Raw genomic sequence first — 16,397 nt, 5'->3', positions numbered from 1 at the left:
GCGCGCACCGGCTCGGCGGCGTACGGCGTACGGTGCCCTGTCACTCACGAACTGCCCGCCGAGAAGACAGACTTGCAGTTCGCCTCGGAGAGATGAACATTTTGATTGTTCACACAAACGCGACTGTGTTAGAAAGTGCACAGGGTCCGCGGAACGACAGCGTTCCTCCGCATCCCCTCACCCGAGGGCTTGGGACGGTCACGTCAAGGCTGCGACCTGGAGGGCCAGGCAGGCAGACGATTCATCGCGAGGCCCTCTGTCCCCGTCCACGACTCACAGTCCGCGAGGAGACGAAATGACCTGTCGCACGCTCATGGCCGCGGTGCTCGGAGCGGCCACGGCCGCCGTAGTGGCACTCCCGGCTGTCGCGACCGCTTCCCCCCACGACTCGGAGACCCCCGTCACCGTCACCCGGGAGAAGGGACACGTGCTCGCGTGCACGGGCACGGCGTCCGGCGTCGAAGTGGCGGTCGACCTCTACGACAACGATGTGTTCGGAACACATGCCGCCGTGAGCGTGCGGACGCCGGACGACGAATACGTCCGGGGAGGCGAGACCGGGGCGGGCCTCTTCCACAAGGGCCGCATAAAGCGAGAGTTCGTCCTCGACTCCGGTACCTCGGGTACCGCGCAGACGGTCGTGGTCAGTGGCTCCTACGTACGGTCCGGGCCGCCGAAGCGCGTCCACGAGGTGTACGACGAGCCGTTCGGTCAGGTGGTGACCAAGGGGTGGAACTATCCGCTGAAGGCCGGCGTGACAGTGCGGACGATGGGGCGGCAGGTGAAGCTCACGTGTGGAGAGGCCTTCGCCTACAAGCTCACGACATGGCGTCCGGACAGCACCGCCGAGTGACCGACCGGGCCCGTCGAGCGCGGCTGCGCCGCCGACGTCCGGCTCGCCGCCCGAGGGAGGAAACCAGTGACACGCGTCCTGACCCGCAGCGATCTCCTGTCCGCCCTGGATATCGGATCGTGCGTCGAAGCACTGCGTGAGGGGTTTCGCAACGACGACCGTATCGCCTCACCGGGGTCGAGGGTGCACGGCGACCTCCCCTTCCCGGGCACGGCCACCGTGCTGGCCCCGGGGCTGCTTCCGGGAGTGAAGGCGTACTCGGTGAAGGTCAACGCCAAGTTCCCGGGCGCCCGACCCGCCCTGCGCGGCGTCATCTGCCTGCACCGAGGAGCCCACGGGGCGTTGCTCGCCCTGCTGGATTCGGCCACCGTCACCGCGTGGCGGACGGGCCTCGCGGCCGCGCTGGGGACTCATGTCCTCACCACCGCGCAGGGGACCGGCGGTCCCGTCGTGGGCGTCGTGGGAGCGGGAGCCCAGGGCGAACTCATGGTGAGCGGCTTGCGCCACTTCCGTGACCTGCAGGACCTCCTCGTCCACGACACGGTCGCCGACCGGGCCGCGCATTTCGCGGGACGGCACGGTGGCCGAGTGGTCGGTTCGGCGTCCGAAGTCGCCGCGGCGTCCGACACGGTCCTTCTGGCGACTTGGTCACGCCGGCCGTTGTCGGGGCTCTCGGAGACACGACCCGGCCAGCACTTCACCACACTGGGCGTCGACGAGCCGGGCAAGCAGGAGTTGGCAGCCGACCTGCTCGAAGCGTCGTTCCTGGTGGTCGACGATCACAGCCTGGCAGCTGCGGCGGGCGTTCTGACCGGGGCCGACGGAAGCACGCGGATCACCGCGGACGCCTCGCTCGGCGAGCTCCTGCGGGGCGGGCGCTCCGGCCGGGCGACGCAATCGGGGATCACGGTGTACGCCCCGGTCGGCCTTCCGCGGCAGGACCTGGCCATCGCCTGGCTCGCTTACCGGCAGGCCGAGCTGAACGACGTGGGCAGCAGGGTCGATCTGCTCGCGTGAGCGCCGGGGCGCGCAGGCCGCCGTGCCGGGGCACCGGCCGGCGCCTGCGCGGCCACCCTCTGCCTTCCCGGCACTCGGGCTCCCGCCGGCGAATTCGGTCATGACCGATCTGCGCGGCGGCGAGTCGAGTACGGAGACCGGTTGTCCCACGTCCGTTCGAGGGAGAGGGGCATCTCTTGCACATACGAACATCTTTCACGGTCCGGTCCGCGGTGCTCGACGACGTGCAGTCAATCTGAGACCTGATCGACATGGTCGGCGTCATCGAGACCGGCGAGTCCGAGACCGGAGTCGTCGAAGTGATACGTGACATGACCCGGACCGGGACTTCCTCCGCCTCCGATACGTGGCTCGCCTTCGACGGCGAAGGGCGGCTGGTGGTGTACGCACTCGTGTGCGACACCTACGGAACCGGGCGCCTCGACGTGGATCACTACGTGTTGCCCGAGTGCCGGCAAGCGGGAGCCGTACTCCTCGACCTCATGGGCGACCGTGCGGGAGCCGTCGCGCGTGCCAATGGGGCACAGGAGATGACCGCCCACCTCTACCTGAGCGAGCGGACCACCCTGAACACCTCCCTGCTACGGGAGAGGGGCCGGCTGCCGGTACGGCGGTACGGCGTACTGACGAAGTCTGTGGCCCCGGCGCCAGCGCCTCGCCCGCCGCCCCCTCCACCCCGGTCAGAATGCCACGTCGTAAGTCTACGAGCACGGCGAAACCCTTCATGCCTCCGTGCCCAGGAGTTGGGAGACACTAGCGGGAGTGTGGTGGCGGCCGCCCGGATGAGGACCTCGTACACGGCCGTCGAGGCTCGTCGGGCCGGGCGTCGCCGGCCGTCGAAGCAGTGCAGGGGACGGGGTGGAAACCATCGGTGACGTGCCGCCCGTCGGCTCCCACCGGAGCACGGGCACCTGCGCGTCACGGCGCGACGCCGTCGGAGCGCATGGTGCCCGAGGACGTCGTCACCCTGGACGATGACTGCGCAGTGAGTGCCGCTGCGCAGAAAGACGACCCCCTGAAGCCGTCCCGACGCGCGAACATCGGACGGGACATCTCGCCGGCGAAGGTGCCGTGCTCCTCTCCGGCCGGAGGGCTCGCGGGGGGCGGATGCCGTGGGACAGGAGCACGGTGGCCCTCCGCAGGAACGACGACCGCGCCCCGTACGCGCTGTGCGCGTGCGAACCGGCCGGTGACGGCCGACGTGCGCGCGGCGGACTCATCGGCTGTTCGCGGTGGCGGCGACGGCGGGGAGGATGGCGAGGGCGAGGATGCCGGAGACGAGGGCGAGGACCGGGAAACCGCCGACGGAGACGACGACTCCGGAGGCGAGTCCGCCGGTGGCTCCCGCGACAGCGATGGAGACGTCGACCATGCCCTGTCCTTTGGCACGGGTGGCCGGCGGCAGGGCGTCGGTGATCATGGCCGTCCCGGAGACGAGGCCGAAGTTCCAGCCGAGGCCGAGGAGGGCGAGCGCCAGGGCGAGCAGGACGACGGAGTGCGCCGGGGCCGCGGCCGCGGTGAGGCCGGCGGCCAGCAGGGTGAGGCCGGCGGCCGCGGCGACGGTCCTGCGGCCGTACCGGTCGACGAGCCAGCCCGTCAAAGGCGACGGCAGGTACATCGCGCCGACGTGGATGCCGATCACGAGGCCTGAAGCGGCGGTGCCGTGGCCGTGGTCGTGCATGTGCACGGGGGTCATCGTCATCACGGCGACCATGACCAGTTGAGCCAGGATCATCGTGAGGGCGCCGAGGACGAGGCCCGGTCCGCGGCTGGAGCCCGACGCCGGGGCGGTGGTGGCGGAGCTGGCCGTGTGCCGCTCCCCTTCGAGACGACGGGCGAGGAGCAGGGGATCGGGACGGAGCCAGACGAGCAGGACGAGGGCGGCCAGGCCATAGGCGACGCCGGCGAGGAGGAACGGCCCGGCGAGCGTGGGTATGCCCAGGGCGTCGGCGAGGACGCCGGCGGGAGCAGCGAGCGTGGGGCCGACGACACCGCCGAGCGTGGTGGCCACCAGGACCGTCGAAACAGCCCGGGCGCGATGAGCGGGAGCGGCCAGGTCCGCGCCGGCGTAGCGGGCTTGGAGGTTGGTGGCCGTGCCGGCCCCGTAGACGAAGAGGGCGGTGAACAGGAGCACGGCACTGCCGACGGCTGCTGCCGCGACGACGCCGGCCGATCCGACGGCGCCGGTGAGGTACCCGGCTGCCAGGCCCGGTCGGCGGCCGCGGGAGTGGGACACGCGGCCGACGCCTACGGCGGCGAGAGCGGATCCTGCGGTGAACAAGGCGCTCGGCAGACCGGCGAGGTCGGTCGAGTCGAGCATGTCCTGTGCGAGCAGGGCGCCGACGGTGATGCCGGCGGCGAGTCCGGCGCCGCTGAGGATCTGGGAGGCGACCAGGACGGTCAGGACGCGGCGTTGCGTGGCGGAGCGCGGCGGTGTGTCGGTCGGAGAGTCGTGTGTGGTGGTCGTCACAGGGGTTTCCTTACGGGGCGGCCGCAGCCGTGAGGGCGGAGCGCAGGTCCGGTGCCGCGTCATGGAGGCGGGAGCGGACCGCGCGGAGGTGGTCGGGAACAGGTGAGGCTCGTCGCCGGCCTACCGGCGGTTCCGGAGCCTGACGCCGCGTCACCGGCAGCGGATCTGTGCGTACGGGAGCGATGCTTCCGGTCGGGCCTCGGGGCGGCGCGCACGGTAGGGGGATCCCACGGTGCGGGATCCGGGGGCCACCGTCTTGTGTACCGCCCCCGGCGTGCGGATGCGTCCGGCGGGTCCCGCCGCCGGGAGTGCGCGTCGGCGTCGCCGGTCGCCCGGGTCAGGTCGGTTCTCCGGCTGCGACGGGCATGTCGGCCAGGCGCCATTCCAGCATGCCGTCGCTGAGGCGGATGGCGCGCCTTCCGCGGTCGGCCAGCAGGCGGACGGCGTCATGGGCGAGGACGCAGTACTCACCGCGGCAGTACACGACGATGTCGACGTCCCGAGGCAACTCGCCCACTCGGTCGGCCAGTTCACCGAGCGGGACGGACAGGGCACCCGGAATGTGGCCGGCGTGGTACTCCTCCTGCGGCCGGACGTCGAGCACCACGACCTCCCCTGCGGCCACGCGTGTCAGGAGTTCCTCGCGGCTGACCTCGGCGGCGCCGTCGTGCCCCAGATAGGCGTCGCGTGCCGCCGGCACGGCACTGTGGTGCCTCTCGGCCACCTTGCGCAGGAGCGCGAAGAGCTGGGCGACGTCGTCACCGGCGAGCCGGTAGTGGATGCGCACGCCCTCTCGGCGCGTCGCGACGAAACCTGCCTGTTTGAGGATCTGCAATTGCGCCGACGCGGTCGTCAGGTTGAGGCCGGCTGCCTTGGCGAGCGAGTCGACGGTCCGCTCGCCCTGGGCGAGGAGGTCGAGCAGTTGCAGCCGCTTGCCGCTGGCCAGTGCCTTGCCACTGGCCGAGAAGGCCTCGTAGAGCCGTTCGGGAGAGGCCGACGGGGTCACATCCATAATCCATTCCTCCATAAATCTATGGAATATTGTAGCGCACGGAGGAGGGGGGATCGTCCGGCCCGGCGGTTGCGCGGCCGACCGGCCGTGGTCGGGGCGGGCCCCGCGGCGCGCTCCCCGGGCGCCCGACGGCCCAGGGGCGCCTCACGCGTCGCCGGAGGGGTTGTCCATGGGGGACAGCCAGGACGCGAGCAGTGTTTCGAGAGCCTCGGCCTCGGTGGACGTCAGCAGATCGAGCAGGCGGCGTTCGTTGCGCATGTGGTCGGTGAACGCACGGTCGATCAGGTCCCGGCCGGACTCGGTGAACCTGACGATCCGGCTGCGCTGGTCGGCGTCGGAACGCCGGCGGGTGACGAGCCCGGCCTGTTCCAGGCGGTCGATCCTCTTGGCCATCGCGCCGGTGGTGACCATGGTGTGCGCGGCGAGTTTCCCGGACGCCCGTTCGTAGGGTTCACCGGCGCGCCGCAGGGCGCACAGGCCGACGCCGTGCTGGCCGTGCACCGTGCTCTACGCCGACGGTTCGACCACGTCGGCCAGGTGCGGCAGCAGTCCCCGGGCGGCGAACACCTGGATCAGCCGGCAACCACCATAGACGGACAACCCCGCCAGGCCGATCCAGGACAGGCTGCACGAGTGGACCGAGCTCGCCGACCTGCTGCTGCGCCAGGAGCGCGTCGACTTCACCGGCCGCTTCTTCTCCGCCCGTCAGGTCGCCATAGGCGGCGGGCGGCCCAGGCGTCCACCGCTGGCGGTCGCCGCCACCGGAAAGCACGGCATGCGGACGGCCGCCCGTTTCGCGGACCTGTGGATCACCCAGAACGTCGGCCAGGACCCGACCGCCTGCGCCGGCGCACCACATGCCGAGGTGCGCCGCCCGGTCGCCCTGCTGGACGAAGTCTGTGCACGGCAGGGGCGTGAGCCCGGCACGCTGCCGCGCCTGGCCGTACTGGGGTACGGCGGTGAGCGCCCCCTGTCCTCGGTCGAGACGTTCCGCGACTGCGTGGGCAGGTACGCGGGACTGGGCATCGCGACACTGGCCGTCCTGTGGCCCCGCGGGAACCAGGAACACACCCGCCTCGCTGTGCTGGAACAAGCGGCGGCCGAGTGCCTGAGGCATCGGTCCGTCCCCTGAACCCGTCTCAGGGCCGGCGTTGGCCGACGGTCCCGTGCGACGAGCCCTGCCTCTGTGCTTTGGTACCCCGAGGCAGGCGGCCCTTCGCCGGTCTCCGGTCCTGGCCCGGTGTCCCGAGGTGCGGGTGGCAGGCCGCCGCGCGGCATCCGCACGGTGCCGCGCGCCCCGGTTCCGGGAAACCAGGGGGAGGTCCGCTTCCGCTGGCCGTGCTTGAAGCCGTTCCGCCGGAAGTCCTCAGTCGAGAGCACACCCGGCGCATCGCGAGGGCCGTGCCGAGCGCCCCGCTCGAGGACCGACGTGGCGCGGACGGGGGAGGACCGCCTGGCGGACGTAGCCGAACGACATCTGGTCGTCCGTCCGCCCGGGACGCACTTGTACGCGCCGCCCGCGTTGCACCACCCCGTACGGAACCACCACTGTGCCGAGGAAGTCGCCGAGCGCCCGCTGTCCGCAGGCGTTCGGGTGGAAGGATCTTTTGAGGCCTCCCTGGAACACGCCGGTGCTGAAGCAGCGGGTCCAGTCCGTGGCCGCCGAGGCCGGGCGGTTCTTCGCGTCCGCGATGGTGGACTCCGAGCAGGTCTCGTGCCCTGGAAGGCGTCGCTCAGGTCGGTGAAACCGGCGTTGTGCGCGTGGGCGAGGCACCGATCCCGGACGAGAGCGCGGGAACCAGGGAGCCCCGTGCCCGGCCGAGGTCCTGATCGCCCGGTGGGCACCCCTGGTAGGCCCGGCTGTTCGCCAGGGTGCCGTTCTCCGGATAGCGCGTTTCCGATGCGCGAGGCAGCGGGACGGGTGGGACTGGACGACCAGCCGGTAGGTGTTCACACCGGTCTCCTCGTACCCGTTCTCGGCCATGACGGATCGAATGTCCTTGACGGCCTTGCCGAGGAGGACCACGGTCCGGTCGGGCTTCGTGTTCAGGGCGGCCTGTTCCGAGACGTGGCACGACGTCCCGAACGGGTTCTCGGACGCAGTGATGCAGTCGGCGATGATGTCGCCGAAACCCACGTCGTTGCCGCTGACGGGGACGATGGCCCGGACGCTGTCCTGCTTCGCCACCTGATCCAGCCGACCGTCCTGCGACTGTTCGCGCCCGGACGGCTTTCCGCCCGCCTCGAGCGGTGGGATGTTCTCCGCGCTCGCCCCGGAGCACGCCGGGTTCACCGTCTTGAGCATCCCCCCTGGAGGGAACGGCCGCGCTCGTGCTACCGGTCGTGTCCGACCGGTAGCACTCCCGCTGTCGCCCAGGGACACGATGGTCGGAACATCCTGCACACTTCTTCGGCCTCCCGGGGGCCTCGAGATCGAGCGGGAAGAGCGTTATGCGTGTCATGCGTGCCTCGTCTCGTGATGCCCTGATGTCCTTGTCGTGGTTCTCGTCCTTCACGCTCCTCGACCGGTGTTCCGGCACAGGCACGCAGCTCCGCCCGTCCCGCCGACTGCGCCGAGGACGGCATCGGCACGCCGTCGACGACCACTCCCACGCCGTCCTGAGCACCGCTTTCCCCGATGTGCTGGGCACCGGGGACTCAGGCGTGCGGCGTGCGCGTCCGCCGTCGCGCGGCCCCGACCGCGGACGTGTTCGCGCAGTTCACGGCTTCGGCGTCGCCGGTCGGCCTGGGCGATGGAAAGCGCGTCGGGCCCTGCCCCCGGGCAACCGGACGGCGTCACGGCGTGAACATTCCGCCCATTCCCTCGTAGGCGCGATACCCGACAGCGAGGCGGCGGGCCCCTCGTTTGTTCAAACGAACAGAGTGGTGTTAGAAATAGCGCATGAGCGCCGGAGACCGTCTTGACCTGACCCTGCGGCTTGTCCAGAACGCGGGCAAGCTGTCCGTGTCGGAACTGGCCGAACGTCTCGGCGTCTCGGAGATGACCGTTCGCCGGGACCTGAACGCGCTGGAGAGCCAGGGCCTGCTGCGCCGGGTCCACGGGGGCGCCGTTCCCGTGCGCCCGCGGGAAGAGGGCGGGGGCTTCCTCGCCCGTCGCGAGTGGCAGGCCGCGACCAAGGACCGGCTGGGGGCGGCGGTCGCCGCGATGATCGAACCGGGGTCGAGAGTGCTGCTGGATGCGGGCACCACCACAGTTCACGTCGCCGAACACCTGGTGGAGCGCGCCCCGCTCACGGTGGCCGTGCTGAGCCTGCAGGCAGCCGAGGTCCTGGCGGACAGGCCGGGCATCGAACTTCTCGTCATGGGAGGGCGATCACGTCCGGGTGAACGCTCGCTGGTGGGCCCTCTGGCGCTGCGCACCCTGGAAGCCCTGAGCTTCGACTGCTTCGTCATGTCGATCGGCGGGGTCCACGCCGAACGCGGCTGGACGGAGCTCTCCCTCGACGACGCGGCGGTCAAGCAGGTGGGTCTCGTGCAGGCGGCGCGAACCATCGTGGTGGCGGACGCCACCAAACTCGGCGTGCGAGCGTTCAGCCGGGTGGCTCCGCTGAGCGCGGTGGGCGTCTTCGTCACCGATGCCGCGGCGAAGGACGTGCAGACCCATCCGAACGGGCCGCTCACCCTCCAGACGCTGAGGGAGGCCGGGGTCGAGGTCCACCTGGCGTGACGGCCGCCGGCTCCGTGTCCGGGGCCGGCGAGACCTGTCTCACGCGGCGGCCGTCCGCACGGGCCCCGGTGTGCGCCGGCCTCGGCTCCGCGCAGGCCGTGTCGCGGCCTCCTGCGCTCCGCCTGCCGGTGCTCAGGACCGCGCCGGGGAACCTCCGGCCCGGCCGTCGGCGATCAGATGCCGCAGGGCACGGGCCACCTGCTCCGGGTCCTGGAGCTGAAGTCCGTGTCCCACACCGTGCAGCTGTGCGATCCGTACGTCGGGGACCTGCGTCCTGATGAACTCGACGTCCGCGTCGGTGAGGAGGCCGCCGGCCGCCGGGTCGGCCCGGAGCAGCGCGACGGGGACGCCCAACCGGCCCAGCAGGCCCTCGTCCAGCCGCCGGTACGTATCGGTGAAGCGCTGCGTCACCGCGTCGAGAAAGTCGCCGTCGTGCCGGAACAGGGAAGCGGCCATCTCCCGGACGTACGGGTGGTCCCCGCCGAAGACGTCGGCCATCGTGGCGGTTCCCTGCGGGGTCGGGACCTCCAGCGCCAGGAGGCCGTCCAGCACATCGCGCTCCGACGAGACGACGGTGGTCAGAGTCCGCCACGATCGATTGATCCCGTAGGCCGACTGCATGTGGGCGAGCATTCTGCCGCGGGTCATCGGAGCGTCGCCGATGACCAGGCCGGCCACCAGATCGGGTCGGTCCTCCGCGAGCACGCCACCCACGTGGGCGCCGTGGGAGTGTCCCACCACCCAGCAGGGCGGGGCTCCGGCGTGTTCCAGGACCTCGGCCACGGCCGCGGCCGAGTCCTCCAGCCGGTAGGCCCCAGGGGTCGCCGGCGACTCCCCGTGGCCCGGCATGTCAGGACGAACCATCCGCGTTTCGTCCGACAGCAGAGAAGCCAGGAAGTCGAACCACTGACGACGGCCCGAACCGCCGTGAAGCAGGAGCAGTGTCGTCTCACCGCTGCCGAGGACGTCGTAGGCCACGCCTGCTGCGGTCCGGCGCGTCTGTGTCTGCATGTCACCACTCCCGAGTGATCTTCCGTGTGGGGCTCGCCGGGGGCAGGGGAGGTGAGGCGGTCGTCGAGACGGCTGCCCCTGCCGCACGCCGGGACGCACCAGAGCGGCGCGGGGCGTGACCGGCGGGGCGGCTCGCACGCCCTCTCGCCCCCGGGTCAGCGCCGCGGGGACACCTCGGGGTCATGCGAAGTCCTGCGGGCGGAAAGCGTGCTCCGTGAAGCTGCCGCACGCCGTGAACCCCAGGCGCCGGTAGACCGGCTCACCGTCCGCTGTCGCCTGGAGCACCGCGCGGCACCGGCCGTGTTCGCGTGCCGCGTGCAGCGCGGCCACGGTGATGGCGCCGCCGTAGCCGCGTCGGCGGTGGCCGGCGAGGGTGCTGATGTTGTAGATGCCGGCCACACCGGCGTGGTGGAAGACTTCCGCCGAGCAGACCGGCTGGTCACGGTGGTACCCGACGAGGTACCGGGCAGGACAGTCGGGTCGGAGGGCCCAGTGGGCCGCGTCGCGGTAGAAGGCCCGCACCGTGGTGGCCGGCGGGTCCCAGTTCGCGGACAGCACCGCTGCATAGTCGGCGAGCTGTTCAGGGGTCCTGACCTGATGGACGTCCAACTCCGCGACGTGGGGACGGGGCGGGAGCGCATCGAGGGGCGCCCACATCGCCGTCTCGCTCTCGGTCGCTCCGAGGCCGGCCGCCTCGAGGCGGCCGGAGAGGTCCGAGGGCGTGGAAGCGGGTCCGACCCACCAGGAGAAGGGGCGTCCCGCGGCCTTCAGCGTGTGGACCGTCGATTCGATGCGAGCCACGGCCTGCCCGGGGGCGAAGCGTGCGGCCGCCACGATGTTGAACGTGTCGTCGTCGGTCCCGCTGTCGGCGATCAGCAGATCGTCCGTCTCGGTCACCGTCGCACCGCTCACCTGCCGGTGCAGGTGGGCCGCGTGCTCCGCCAGGTTGGTCTCCATGCGCACGAGGATGTCCGCTGTACCGACACCTGCGCACTGCTTCGTGATCACTACCGTCTCCAATCTCTCCAGGTGTCACACGGCTTCCGCCTCGCCGGACGACCGGTTCCATACCGGGTGACCCGTCAGCGATCCGGAGACGGTGAGCGGACTTGAACGAGAAGTGCTGCCGGCGCATGCGGCGGCAGGGATCCTCCCCGCTGCCCGGCGGGATACGGAGCCGCGCCCCGTCGAACGCCTCCTCCGGGGCAGGGCCACTGCCCACGGGGATGATCCTCTGTCGCGTCGCTCGACGGACTCCGCGGGGTGTTCACCGTCCCGCGGCCGGTCGGCAGCCATACGGGGGAGGGGACGGACGACGAGGGCGGGACGCCCCTGTCCGGGCACCGTGTCAGGGCTTGAAGGCCGAGGTCCGCCCAAACGCCTTCGTCGATCACGACATCGCCGCGGGACGCCGGGGTCGGGACGGTGGCGTCGCCGGTGCCGGTCGTGAACTTCCCAGTGAGGCCGTAGGCGTAGGGCAGACTGCCGCCGTTGCGCACCGCGCTGCCAGACGCTCGACGGCATCGTCGTACGCGCAGTTCACGATCCGCACGTCGCGCAGGGCGTTCGTGGTGCCCGGCTTCAAGTGACCGGTCCTCTGGTGTCCTGTGCGCGTACTGTCGGACTTCTTGCCGGAACTGCTGCCGTGCGAGCCGCATCCGCCGGTCAGGACGACCGGAACGACGCCGAAGACGGCGACGGTACGGACGTTGCGAGGCTTCACCTTGATCCCCCCTGAATCGGTAAGACGGGCGCACCGTCGGCAAACGCGACCACACTGTAACACCAATCGCACATAGCATGTTCGTATGAACATGAAGATTGCGGGATCGCGTGAGATGGATTATCCCGTCGACCTGCGGAAATGCCGTCGCAGTCGCACGACATGCCTGTAACAGCGTTCAAGGAGGGGAAAGTTGATGCGGTGGACGTGTCCGAACGAACAACGCCGATGCGTACGGGAGCGGAGGCCGTGGCGAGCGGCCAGGCCGGCACCCCCGTCGCGACGCGCGAACAGCGGGTGAGCGCGCCCTCCGGCCTGCGGCAGTCACCGTGCGCGGCACCAATGGCACACCCTGACGGCGAACGGGACGCCGACGGACGGCGGCGTCCTCACGGACGGTTGCCGGACGGAATGCCCAGCCGTTCGCCCCGATGCCGGGACGGTAGCGTACCGACCTCATGCTCCGCACATGGAACGCCCTGTTCGGCAGTCGAGCGCCCAGCGGGTGACGATCGTGTCATGGCGGGTGGTGGCCATGACGTGGAAGACGTCGGCCTGCTCGAGTCCGAAGCACCAGCCCTTGCTGCAGCCGTAGCCGGCGTCCGCGGTCACCCACCGAAACGGGACCCTGTCCGCGATTGCCCGGCGGATCATCGCCTTGGCCATGGCGACCTTCGTCTCGAAGACGATGCCGTCGTCGATGCCCGCCCGTCGGCACCGGTCCCGGTCGTCGGTCCAGGAGGTAGGCAGATACAGGCGGCGATCGATCAACGTCCGTCCGCGGTCGGTTGCGTAGGCGAGGAAGACGCCGATCTGACTGTTCTCCGTACGGCCCGCAGTGCCGGAGTACTGCCACTGCACCCCGGCCGACCGGGTGCCTTTCTTGAGGAAGCCGGTGTCGTCCACAACGAGCACCGCCTCGGGATCGCCGAGATGTTCCACGACGTAGTCGCGCACGTCGCCCAGGACCTCCTCGGCGTCCCACTCGATCCGGTTCAGCAGTCGATGGATGCGGTCCGGGCCCGCGTGACCGGCCTGCTCGGCCAGCGTCCAGCCGTTCTTCCGCTCCAACGGAGCGATCAGCCCTCGCATATAGGCCAGTGCCGACTGACGCGGCTCCTCCCGGCTGAACCGGTGCACGAACCGCTCATGCAGAGCGTCCAGTTCACCCGCCCACACCCTGGCATCGAGAAGGTCCCCACCCATGACCACGCCAACGACCGATCTGACCAGCAGTCACGACAAGCACCGTTGCAGTATTAGGAAGGGGCCCGATGTTCGAGATCGAAGACGTGGGCGTGTTCCTCGGCCTGGACGTCGGCAAGAATGCCCACCACGGTCACGGACTCACTCCGGCCGGGAAGAAGGTCTTCGACAAGTCACTGCCCAACAGCGAGCCGAGGCCGCGGGCCGTCTTCGACAAGCTGCGCGACAAGTTCGGCACCGTCCTGGTGATTGTCGATCAGCCCGCCTTGACCGGTGCCCTGCCGCTGACCGTCGCCCGCGGCGCGGGCTGCCAGGTGGCCTACCTGCCCGGACTGGCCATGCGCCGGATCGCCGATCTCTGCCCGGGCGAGGCCAAGATCGACGCGAAGGACGCCGCGGTGATCGCGGACGCGGCCCGCACCATGCCGCACACCCTGCGGTCCCTGGAACCGACCGACGAGATCACCGCCGAACTTACGGTCCCCGTGGGTTTCGACCAGGATCTCGCGGCCGAGGCCACCCGCACGTCCAACCGGATACGCGGCCTGCTCACCCAGTCCCACCCCAGCCTGGAGCGCGCCCTGGATCCCCGCCTGGACCACCAGGCCGTGACCTGACTGCTGGAGCGCTGCGGCTCCCCGTCCGCCCTGCGCAAGGCCAGCCGCCGCAGACTCCTGGAGCTGATCCGCCCGAAAGCCCCCCGCATGGCCCAGCGGCTGATCGACGACGTCTTCGACGCACTCGACGAACAGACCGTCGTTGTCCCCGGCACCCTCGACATCGTCACCCTCTCCTTGGCCGCATCCCTGGCCGCCGTCCACACCGAGCGCCGGGCGATGGAAGCCCAGATCAACACCCTGCTGGAGCCTCACCCTCTTTCCCCGGTCCTGACGTCGATGCCCGGCGTCGGCGTCAGGACCGCCGCCGTCCTGCTGGTCACCCTCGGCGACGGCACCAGCATCCCCACCGCCACGCACCTGGCCTCCTACGCCAGACTCGCCCCGACCACGAAGCAGTCGAGGACCTCGATCCACGGCGAACACGCATCCCGAGGCGGCAACCGACAGCTCAAACGGGCGATGTTCCTGTCCGCCCTCGCCTGCATGAACACCGATCCCGCCTCCCGCACCTCCTACGACCGCCAGCGAGCACGCGGCAAGACCCACACCCAAGCCCTCCTCCGACTCGCCCGCCAACGCATCAGCGTCCTGTTCGTCATGCTCCGCGACGGCACCTTCTACGAATCCCGGGCACCAAAAGACATCAAGCTCGCCACATAACTCCAATAACCCCGAACCATCCCAAACTTGACAGGAGTGCCTTGACGGAAGACATAGAGACACCCCTTGCCGCGCAGCGCGCGGTGATCCGCTCAAGCGCCTCGGGGTCCACCATGCGCCAGAGCGTTCGAGTGCAACCCGAGACGGCGGGCGAGAAATCGCAGAACCCGCACCTGCCAGACGATCTACACCTCACGTGCGGCGCCGGCGGCGGCCGTTGTGCACGACCAGGCGCCGCCCGGCCCCGTCACTCTCACCGGCCAACTCGGCTATGTACTGGTCGACCCCGGCCTTCAGTGCGGCAGCCGGCATCCGCCTCGCGCCCTCGCGGACGATGCCGTCGATCAGGGAGCCGGACTCGGTGGTGCCGTCCTCGTTGACTACGCTGAGCATGGGCTGGACGAAGCCTGCAGCGGGCCGCTTCCAGGCGTTCGGCGTAGTCCACTGCGAAGATCCACAGTAGCGACCTGCCAAGTCCTCGGGCGGAAATCGGAGGTCGCCGGCGGTTCGCGCCATCGCCGACGAGGGCCTCACCGCAGCCCCATGGGCCTTGTGAGCACAATGGACGCCGTGACATCGACGATGGACTATCAGCAGGTTCTGGAACATATTGCCGAGGAGATCGCGCGGACGCCCGGCCGGGGGCGGTCCGCCGACTACATCCCGGCGCTCGCCGCCCGCGACCCGCGCGCCTTCGGCATGGCCGTCGCCGAGCTGGACGGCACCGTCCACGGGGTGGGCGAGTGGCGCGAGCCGTTCTCCACGCAGTCCATCACCAAGGTCTTCACCCTGGCCCTGGACCTGGCCCATGAGGGCGACGAACTGTGGGAGCACGTGGGCCGCGAACCTTCCGGCAACCCGTTCAACTCCCTGGTACAGCTCGAGTACGAGAACGGCATCCCGCGCAACCCGTTCATCAACGCCGGCGCCCTGGTCGTCACCGACCGCCTCCACACCCGCACCGGTGACGCGGCGGGCGAGCTCCTGCGGCTGCTGCGTGCCGAGAGCGGGAATCCGGACCTCGATTTCGACCTGGCGGTCGCCGCCTCGGAGGCCGCGCACGGCGACCGCAACGCCGCCCTCGGCCACTTCATGGCCTCCTACGGCAACATCGACAACCCTGTCCCGCTCCTGCTCGACCAGTACTTCCGCCAGTGCTCGATCACAGCCTCCTGCGCCGACCTCGCGCTGGCGGCCACCCTCCTGGCCCGGCACGGCATACGCGCCGACGGCACTCGGCTGCTGACCCGCAGCCAGGCCAAGCAGGTCAACGCCGTCATGCTGACCTGCGGAACCTATGATGCCGCTGGCGACTTCGCCTACCGCGTCGGCCTGCCCGGCAAGAGCGGGGTGGGCGGCGGCATCATCGCCGTCGTGCCCGGTCGCTGCGCACTGTGCGTGTGGAGCCCCGGCCTGGACGAACGGGGCAACTCCGTCGCCGGAGTGGCGGCGCTGGACCTCTTCACCACGCTCACGGGGTTGTCGGTGTTCTGATCCCGTCGGGCCGGGCGGATCCGAGGCTCCGGCTTGTCGACGGTCACGTATGAGCGTGATGGACACCGCCCTGCGTCAGTGCCTGAAGCAGTGAGCTTTTTCAGAGTGGCCACTGGTCGAGTGACGGGGCGGCCTCCCGCAACGCACGAGGCTCCTGTGCCGTTGAGAGAGGTGTTCGACGTCTCAAGTCATCTGCCCAGGAGCCTCGTTGGTTCCCCATCCTGCCGCACTCGACCTCCCGCACGCCTTGGTCGAGTGGGTGACCATGCTCATCGTCACCCGTGAGGGTGACCGCCGCTGCAAGCTCCCGCCGCACCAGCGTGCTCTCGTCGGCCTGGTCTGCCTGCGCCGACATGACACGCTCGCCCAGATCGCCGCAGGCTTCGGCATATCCGTCGGCACCGCCCACGCCTAGTCACCGCCGTCGTCGGCCACCTCTCCCGCCGGGCGCCCGGGCCGCTGCGGGTCCTGCGGGAGACCGATCCCCATCACGTCCTGCTCGACGGAACGCTCGCCGAGTGCGACCGGGTCGGCGACAGCCGGGCCGGCTTCTCCCACAAGCACCGCCGCCACGGCGTGAACGTGCAGGTCATCGCCGATCCCACCGGCAAGCTGCTGTGGATCTCACCCGCACTGCCCGGCC

The 16,397-nt window shown here is 70.4% G+C and carries 10 protein-coding genes and 5 pseudogenes; 7 read left to right on the top strand and 8 right to left on the bottom strand.

The features are described from left to right. Window positions 1-313: 313 nt before the first annotated feature. Window positions 314-853, top strand: coding sequence for a hypothetical protein (locus FHS37_RS35735; RefSeq protein ID WP_184829020.1), 540 nt, complete (start codon window positions 314-316; stop codon window positions 851-853). A 66-nt stretch (window positions 854-919) separates the two neighbouring features. Then, window positions 920-1,870 (top strand): ornithine cyclodeaminase family protein, encoded by a 951-nt coding sequence (locus FHS37_RS35730; protein WP_184829018.1) that lies wholly within the window; start codon window positions 920-922, stop codon window positions 1,868-1,870. A gap of 1,216 nt (window positions 1,871-3,086) precedes the next feature. Here the strand turns inward: FHS37_RS35730 and FHS37_RS35725 are convergent. From FHS37_RS35725 to FHS37_RS35710, 4 genes and pseudogenes are all read right to left on the bottom strand, one after another. Then, on the bottom strand, window positions 3,087-4,340 hold the full coding sequence (locus FHS37_RS35725) for an MFS transporter (RefSeq protein ID WP_184829016.1): 1,254 nt from the start codon (window positions 4,338-4,340) through the stop codon (window positions 3,087-3,089). 337 nt (window positions 4,341-4,677) lie between these two features. Next, entirely contained in the window at window positions 4,678-5,352 is a 675-nt protein-coding gene (locus FHS37_RS35720; RefSeq protein WP_184829015.1) for an ArsR/SmtB family transcription factor, read from the bottom strand. 144 nt (window positions 5,353-5,496) lie between these two features. Continuing rightward, window positions 5,497-5,853: pseudogene (locus tag FHS37_RS35715) on the bottom strand (MarR family winged helix-turn-helix transcriptional regulator); the annotation flags it as partial. A 6-nt stretch (window positions 5,854-5,859) separates the two neighbouring features. Then, window positions 5,860-6,036 (bottom strand): hypothetical protein, encoded by a 177-nt coding sequence (locus FHS37_RS35710; protein ID WP_184829011.1) that lies wholly within the window; start codon window positions 6,034-6,036, stop codon window positions 5,860-5,862. On the opposite strand from FHS37_RS35710, the gene FHS37_RS35705 reads away from it, so the two are divergent. Together FHS37_RS35705 and FHS37_RS35700 are read left to right on the top strand one after the other, a co-directional pair. Further along, window positions 5,966-6,484, top strand: a complete 519-nt coding sequence (locus FHS37_RS35705) for an LLM class flavin-dependent oxidoreductase (RefSeq protein WP_184829073.1) — start codon at window positions 5,966-5,968, stop codon at window positions 6,482-6,484. The two genes, FHS37_RS35710 and FHS37_RS35705, sit on opposite strands and share 71 nt — an antisense overlap. A 1,770-nt stretch (window positions 6,485-8,254) precedes the next feature. Next, on the top strand, window positions 8,255-9,040 hold the full coding sequence (locus tag FHS37_RS35700; protein ID WP_184829009.1) for a DeoR/GlpR family DNA-binding transcription regulator: 786 nt from the start codon (window positions 8,255-8,257) through the stop codon (window positions 9,038-9,040). A gap of 132 nt (window positions 9,041-9,172) precedes the next feature. Here the strand turns inward: FHS37_RS35700 and FHS37_RS35695 are convergent, their stop codons facing one another. From FHS37_RS35695 to FHS37_RS35685, 3 genes and pseudogenes are all read right to left on the bottom strand, one after another. Further along, window positions 9,173-10,051, bottom strand: coding sequence for an alpha/beta fold hydrolase (locus tag FHS37_RS35695; protein WP_184829007.1), 879 nt, complete (start codon window positions 10,049-10,051; stop codon window positions 9,173-9,175). 180 nt (window positions 10,052-10,231) lie between these two features. Next, window positions 10,232-11,008, bottom strand: a complete 777-nt coding sequence (locus FHS37_RS35690) for a GNAT family N-acetyltransferase (protein ID WP_184829005.1) — start codon at window positions 11,006-11,008, stop codon at window positions 10,232-10,234. Between the two features lie 1,255 nt (window positions 11,009-12,263). After that, window positions 12,264-12,980: pseudogene (locus FHS37_RS35685) on the bottom strand (IS701 family transposase); the annotation flags it as partial. 68 nt (window positions 12,981-13,048) lie between these two features. Between FHS37_RS35685 and FHS37_RS35680 the strand changes: the two are divergent. After that, window positions 13,049-14,260: pseudogene (locus FHS37_RS35680) on the top strand (IS110 family RNA-guided transposase). 198 nt (window positions 14,261-14,458) lie between these two features. Here FHS37_RS35680 and FHS37_RS35675 read toward each other — a convergent pair. Further along, window positions 14,459-14,653: pseudogene (locus FHS37_RS35675) on the bottom strand (IS256 family transposase); the annotation flags it as partial. Between the two features lie 168 nt (window positions 14,654-14,821). Between FHS37_RS35675 and FHS37_RS35670 the strand changes: the two are divergent. Both FHS37_RS35670 and FHS37_RS35665 read left to right on the top strand, forming a co-directional pair. After that, window positions 14,822-15,754, top strand: coding sequence for a glutaminase (locus FHS37_RS35670; protein WP_184829071.1), 933 nt, complete (start codon window positions 14,822-14,824; stop codon window positions 15,752-15,754). Between the two features lie 208 nt (window positions 15,755-15,962). After that, window positions 15,963-16,397, top strand: a pseudogene (locus tag FHS37_RS35665) (helix-turn-helix domain-containing protein); the annotation flags it as partial.

The sequence above is a fragment of the Streptomyces griseomycini genome, assembly GCF_014203535.1.
GTDB classification, from domain to species: Bacteria; Actinomycetota; Actinomycetes; order Streptomycetales; family Streptomycetaceae; genus Streptomyces; species Streptomyces griseomycini.
This window is presented reverse-complemented; position numbering and strand designations above follow the sequence as displayed.

Excerpts from the sequence above, each read along its gene's own strand:
- FHS37_RS35670 (WP_184829071.1), top strand. The coding sequence starts at position 14,822 with ATGGACGCCGTGACATCGACGATGGACTATCAGCAGGTTCTGGAACAT.
- FHS37_RS35695 (WP_184829007.1), bottom strand. The coding sequence starts at position 10,051 with ATGCAGACACAGACGCGCCGGACCGCAGCAGGCGTGGCCTACGACGTC.
- FHS37_RS35735 (WP_184829020.1), top strand. The coding sequence starts at position 314 with ATGGCCGCGGTGCTCGGAGCGGCCACGGCCGCCGTAGTGGCACTCCCG.
- FHS37_RS35700 (WP_184829009.1), top strand. The coding sequence starts at position 8,255 with ATGAGCGCCGGAGACCGTCTTGACCTGACCCTGCGGCTTGTCCAGAAC.
- FHS37_RS35720 (WP_184829015.1), bottom strand. The coding sequence starts at position 5,352 with ATGGATGTGACCCCGTCGGCCTCTCCCGAACGGCTCTACGAGGCCTTC.
- FHS37_RS35690 (WP_184829005.1), bottom strand. The coding sequence starts at position 11,008 with ATGGAGACCAACCTGGCGGAGCACGCGGCCCACCTGCACCGGCAGGTG.